Genomic DNA, 4470 nt, shown 5'->3' with positions numbered 1-4470 from the left:
TGTGCTGGAGTTGGGCATCACCACCCAGCCCATGAGCCCGGCGGCGTTCACCGGCTTCGTCAGGGAGCAGGTGGCCGTACTGTCGCCCGCCGTCAAAGGAGCAGGGGTCAAGCTCTGACCGCATCCGTCCGAACAAGGCCTCGTCTTTACCAGCTGAAGCCGCGGTCTGGCGTTGCCAGCCGCAAGGCGGCCGGCCCCATACGTGAGGAAAGGGGCAGCGCGCCGCAGGCTCGAAGCGGGGAAGCGTGGGGGCTCAGCGAACCACGCTGAGGTAAGCGTAGGCGGCGCTGCGCAGTTCCTGGGCCTGCAGCGGATTGCGGCCGGCGCGTGCTTCGGCGCGTTCCATCAGGTTGTGGGCCACACCGTTCACAGGGGCCACGCGGGTTGCGGCGGGCAGGAAACGGGCGATCTGGGAAATCAGGCTGTACATGTCAGGGTCACCTTCATGGGGTGAAAAAGTTGCGGTGAATGAAGAATAAGGGTTTTCCCTAGGGTTTCAAGCCTAACCGGGCCCCAAACCCATGCAAAAAATGCATGCCGTGCTCCGCGGCGGCACATGCAGGTCATTTCTACGTGATTTCCGGGGAAAACTTCACGGAGCCGGCGGCTATGCTTGGGCTGTGGCCCATCCCCCAAATCCCTCTTCCCTGCCCACGGCTGAGACCCCTGCTTCATCGCCGGACGGGGCGCTGGCGCTGCTGCGGCAGATCGCCTCGAATATTGACGCGATGCTCTGGTCCTGGGACCCGCAAACTGGCCGCATCACCTATACCAACCCGGCGTTCGAGGCGTTCTGGGGCCTGTCGGCCGACACCCTGGCAGACCGGCCGTGGCAATGGCTGGAGCATGTGGACCCAATAGACCGCGAGCGGGTGCTGAGCCTGCAAACCAGCCCCCTGAAGCGCAGCGAAGAGTACAGGGTCATCCGGCCCCAGGGCGGCAATGCCCGGCTGAGCCAGCGCGCGCTGCCCATGCACAGCCCTTCGGGGCAGTTGCTGCGCGTCATCCACCTGGCCAACAACATCACCTGGCAGCTCGACACTTCCAAGCAATTGCGTGTGGAGATCGGCCGGCGCACCGACTCCGAGGCCAAGTACCGCGCGGTGGTGGAAAACGTCAGCGAGGGCATTCTTGTCACGGCGGCCGGGCGCATCCTGTATGCCAACCCCAAGGCACTGGAGCTGACCTCGCTGGACGAGGAAACCGCCAAGTCCCTGCCCTTTATCGAATTCATCCACCCCGACGACCGCGAGAAGGTGCTGAGCAATCACATGAAGCGCCTGCGCGGCGAGCCGGTGGAGAACTACTACCAGTTTCGCGTGCAGCACAGCCGCAGCGCCATACGCTGGCTTGAGATCAGCGCGGTGATGTTTGAATGGCAGGGCGCGCCCGCCACGCTCAACTTCCTGACCGATGTCACGCGCAAGCGCCAGGCGGAGGAAGACATGCGCAAGGCGCTGGCGCACGAGCGCGAGCTGTCGGAGCTGAAGTCACGGTTTGTCGCCGTGACATCGCACGAGTTCCGCACGCCGCTGGCCGCCATCCTGTCGTCTGTGGAGCTGCTGGATGCCTACGGGGCCAGCTTTCCGGCCAGCGAACGCCGGGAGCTGCTGGGGCAGATCAAGACGGCGGTGGCCCGCATGAACAGCATGGTCGAGCAGGTGCTGCTGACCAGCCGCCTGGAGCTGGGCAAGTTCCAGTTCGAAGCCGCGCCGCTGGCCGTGCCCGACTGGCTGGTGCAGGTGATGGGTGAGCTTGAGCGCGGCAACCCGCAGGCCGCGCGCGTGTCGCTGACCTGCGACGGCCTGGACGCGCCGCGCACGGCGGACCAGCAGTTGCTGCGGCACATCGTGGTCAACCTGCTGGGCAATGCGCTGAAATATTCGGACCCGGACACGCCGGTGCAGTTTGCCGTTCGCGGCGTGGGCGACCAGATTCACCTGCGCATCAGCGACCACGGCATCGGCATCCCGGAAGCCGACCTGCCGCGCCTGTTCGGCAGCTTTCACCGCGGCACCAATGTCGGCAATATTTCCGGCACCGGCATCGGCCTGCACATCGTGAAGGAATGCGTTGACCTGCATCAGGGGCAGATTGAAGTCACCAGCCGGCCCGGGCAAGGCACGACATTCACCGTGCGCCTGCTGGCGCCGTTGGCCTGACACCCCCCGCCCGGCGCCGGCGGTTTTGCCGTTTCAGGGGCCTTTTTTCCGGTGGTAGGTCAGCGCCGCCTGAATGCAGAACGACAAGGCATCCCTCGGCAGTGGATCAGCCGCATCGAGCACGATGGCCCGATTGCCCTCGTAGCGCAGCTCGCGGGGAAACAAGGTGCGGAAGGTGTCCACCAGCGTGGTGTTGCAGTTGAAGTACAGGGCGTACTGCGCTGGACTGGATCTGACCGGCCCCAGTCGGATGGTGCTGCCGCTTTTGCTGGCTGACGTGAGGTAGGCCGGCTCGCCCCACTTGAGTGTTTCCTCCAGATCGCCGACGCCGGGTGTGTCCAATGCCGTGTCCAGAATCAATTGGCGCAGGGCCATCAGCTTGCGCCGCAGCAGTGGCGGGTAGGCCGCGAAGGCCTGCGCGACGGCTGTGTTCTGGATAGGTGTCACCGGTGGCTCCCTGGTTCCTGTTTCATGCCTGCGCAATCTAGCGCACGGACACTGGGCGACGCAAGCGAAAAAGCCCGCCACCCGGAACCGGCCCCGTCTTCCCGCACAATCGGCGGGGTGAACATCCAGCTCCTGTCCGACCTGCATCTCGAGAGCAACCCCGACTTCAAGGCCGTGCCCGTACCCGGCGCCGACCTGCTGGTACTGGCCGGCGACATTGGCTCCTATCAGCAGGGCTCGCTGCTGGGCGAGAGGGGCATTGCCGACTTCGGCCTGGGGCAGTTTTCGCCCTTGCCTCTGGCCCAAGGCGGTGCGGACTGGCCGACGCCGGTGCTGTTTGTCCCGGGCAACCACGAATACGACGGCCTGGACTTTGATGAAACCCATGTGCGGCTGCGCGAAACCTGCGAGCGCCTGGGCATGGTCTGGCTTGAACGTGAAACCGTGGTGCTGCAGGGTGTGCGTTTTGTGGGCAGCACGCTGTGGACCGACTTTGACGCCCTGAGCGCAGGCCAGGCCCAGGCATCGGACATCACGCCGGGCGAGCAACTGAAAGCGCGCGAAAAAGCATTCCGCGCAGCCAACTTTTATCTCGGAAAAAACCATTCCTTTCGCGATGGCCAGCCACTGCTGGCGGCCGACCTGCGCGAAGAGGGCCTCAAAAGCCAGGCCTGGTTGCGGCAGGCACTGGCCGTACCATTTGAAGGGCCTACTGTGGCCGTGACGCATTTCGCCCCCAGCCTGCTGAGCGCCGACCCGCGCTATGGCCTGGTGCCGGGTACGGCGGGCTTTTGCAATACGCTGGATGACCTGCTGCCGCTGGCCGACCTATGGCTGCACGGGCACCTGCATTGCGTAATTAATTACATCAGCCGCGGCTGCCGCGTAGTGGCGAACCCGCTGGGTTATGCGCGCAAGCATGAACAGGACGGGTTTTTACCCGACTTGCTGATCCGCGTCGGCCAATAGCACTCAAGCACTCAGTCGTCCTCTTATGGGCGTGGTGCCCACGTGCCGCTGGTGACTAAAGTCGTAGCGCCGCAGCGCACACGGCGGCGGCATTTTTTTGAACTTCCTGCGCATCGCGTAACCCAACCACGACCGGCAACGCGGAACCCAAGGGTCAGCACGAAAGTGATAACACTTTGTTCCAATTGTTGGTTTGCGCACTGTTCGGCTTGCATGTATCTTGCATGAAGGGTTCATGCAGGACTTCCTGCACCGCACCCGCATTGGGGAGAGCACCATGAAAAGCAACGTGTCCTATCTTGGCGCCTGGCTGCTTGCCGTCGGCCTTGCGTTTGCGTTTGCGTTCGCATCACCCAATGAGGCCAGCGTCATGGGGCACATGCCGGCTTTCATGGCGCAAACACTGCTGCGCCAGCCGGTCAACGTGCCGGATGGCTTGCCCTCTGACCGCACCCTTGCACTGATCACCTTCCAGCGCGGCCAGCATGTCCAGGCCGAGAGCTGGATCCAGGGGCTGAACCTGCGTAACGACTCGTCCATCGCGTGGATGCGCATGCCGATCGTCAATGACCCCGGCACACCGACGGGGCGCAGCGCCGTCGAAAACAGGTTGCTCAAGCACTACACCGCAGATACCGAGCGCGCCAGGCTGGTGCCGGTGTTCACCGACCGAGCCAGTTTTGTGCGTGCGGCCGGCCTCAACGGCACCGACCAGGTCTACGCCGTGGTGGTCAACCGCCAGGGTGAAGTGCTGGCGCGGGTTGAAGGCCAGTTCGACGCAGATAAAGCGCAGACGCTGCGCGAAACTCTGCGCCCGCAGAGCTTTTAAACCACCCCCGTCCAGGCTCACTGCGTGTAGCCTGTTCCCCCCTCAAGGGGGCGGCGCCTGGGG

Annotated in this window: 5 protein-coding genes; 3 read left to right on the top strand and 2 right to left on the bottom strand. The window is 64.2% G+C overall.

The features are described 5' to 3' along the window. Positions 1-253 precede the first annotated feature (253 nt). Positions 254-430 carry a hypothetical protein gene (locus AC1D1P_RS14930; RefSeq protein WP_431099058.1) on the bottom strand — a complete coding sequence of 59 codons (177 nt, stop codon included), beginning with the start codon at positions 428-430 and terminating at the stop codon, positions 254-256. 190 nt (positions 431-620) lie between these two features. Here AC1D1P_RS14930 and AC1D1P_RS14925 point away from each other — a divergent pair, with 190 nt between their 5' ends. Next, entirely contained in the window at positions 621-2162 is a 1542-nt protein-coding gene (locus AC1D1P_RS14925) for a sensor histidine kinase (RefSeq protein ID WP_477670322.1), read from the top strand. 33 nt (positions 2163-2195) lie between these two features. Here the strand turns inward: AC1D1P_RS14925 and AC1D1P_RS14920 are convergent, their stop codons facing one another. After that, on the bottom strand, positions 2196-2609 hold the full coding sequence (locus AC1D1P_RS14920) for a DUF1801 domain-containing protein (protein WP_477673522.1): 414 nt from the start codon (positions 2607-2609) through the stop codon (positions 2196-2198). A gap of 117 nt (positions 2610-2726) precedes the next feature. Between AC1D1P_RS14920 and AC1D1P_RS14915 the strand changes: the two genes are divergently transcribed. Together AC1D1P_RS14915 and AC1D1P_RS14910 are read left to right on the top strand one after the other, a co-directional pair. Further along, positions 2727-3578: a metallophosphoesterase gene (locus tag AC1D1P_RS14915; protein ID WP_477673521.1), complete on the top strand. Its 852-nt coding sequence runs from the start codon at positions 2727-2729 to the stop codon at positions 3576-3578. Between the two features lie 277 nt (positions 3579-3855). After that, positions 3856-4407 (top strand): hypothetical protein, encoded by a 552-nt coding sequence (locus tag AC1D1P_RS14910; RefSeq protein WP_477670324.1) that lies wholly within the window; start codon positions 3856-3858, stop codon positions 4405-4407. Positions 4408-4470: the final 63 nt, after the last annotated feature.

This window comes from Polaromonas sp. P1_E1_2, assembly GCF_056406035.1.
The sequence above is the reverse complement of the archived record's forward strand: the minus strand, read 5'-3'. Positions and strand labels throughout refer to the sequence as shown.

Excerpts from the sequence above, each read along its gene's own strand:
- AC1D1P_RS14930 (WP_431099058.1), bottom strand. The coding sequence starts at position 430 with ATGTACAGCCTGATTTCCCAGATCGCCCGTTTCCTGCCCGCCGCAACC.
- AC1D1P_RS14910 (WP_477670324.1), top strand. The coding sequence starts at position 3,856 with ATGAAAAGCAACGTGTCCTATCTTGGCGCCTGGCTGCTTGCCGTCGGC.